This window comes from Shigella sp. FC1567 (assembly GCF_001743015.1).
Lineage (GTDB): Bacteria > Pseudomonadota > Gammaproteobacteria > Enterobacterales > Enterobacteriaceae > Escherichia > Escherichia coli.
Genome location: NZ_MIIV01000302.1, coordinates 1 through 1,128, shown reverse-complemented (window position 1 = coordinate 1,128; position 1,128 = coordinate 1). Strand labels below are relative to the sequence as shown.

Here is a 1,128-nt window from a genome sequence, read left to right as displayed (position 1 = left end):
AGTAGCGGAGCAGGAAGGACATCTGATGGAAATGGAAGCCACGCAAGCACCTTAAAATCACCATCATACACTAAATCAGTAAGTTGGCAGCATTACCCTATTCTTGCTGGCGTAGGCATCGCCATACTATGAATATTGTGTTTGTCGTGATTCAATTTTTATTTATAACCTCTACCCGGAGCAAATTCAGGTAGGTCATGCATAAAAATATCTTTCTATACTACGAAACTACGAAAATTATTTTTGTGAAAGTATTGACAACTCTAACTATTTTTAATTATATATTCATGGTGCTCTAGGCATCACATTTTCTCCATGGGGTATTCCCTCCGCCGGCACTATGTGTTGCTGGCGTTTTTTTATCAATTCTTACTTTTTAATCCCACTGTCCTTTCCACCAGAAACATACCTCGTTTCTACTGTATTTTGAGAATATAGTTCCCAGAATACCAATTATATATAATACGTTGTAATATATGTATTCCAATTAAAGCCGTTATTATAATAATTATCATATATGGTTCTTTTCATGTTGATTTCGTCAGAAACAGAAAATGCTGATAATGAATTGTGAATAATCAAACTGACCTCTAATTATCCTGTATGGAGTAGTGCTTATTTTCGACTCAATTTCTACTGATTAGATTATGGTTATCAGTACAGTGGGTTATGAAAAACGGACTGGATCTGCCAGCAGTGCTTCTATTATTATTCAAAAAGAACTTCAGCCGGACAATGCTATAATCCAGGGAAAGGCTATAAGCTCTGTTGGACGGAATGTGGAAATCAGCACTGGTAAAAAGGGGAACTGACATTAACACAAGAAGGATTCCTGCAAGCAACTGCTTATCTGTCCGGAACGCAGAATTAAAGCATGACCACACAGGAGCCAGAATACTGTGGTCGTACGCATTCAGTATTGTGACAACTAATAGAAATAAAAATCTGGCCGGTGCGAATATTAAACGATGCGATACCGTATAGTGTAAGTCAAAAGTAACGGGGTATTTAAACCATCTTTTCATATTTATTGTAAGCGTAAACTGACCGCCGTATGTAGCCATTAAGCCTGTATTGGTAACGTAGGTGCCCACCTTTTCAACTAGTGGACACCTGTTATGGAACAGA

Annotated in this window: 1 pseudogene; it reads left to right on the top strand. The window is 37.7% G+C overall.

Going from position 1 to position 1,128, the window contains the following annotated elements:
* Nucleotides 1-647 precede the first annotated feature (647 nt).
* Nucleotides 648-984: pseudogene (locus BHE85_RS16245) on the top strand (hypothetical protein).
* The last annotated feature ends 144 nt before the right edge of the window (nt 985-1,128 follow it).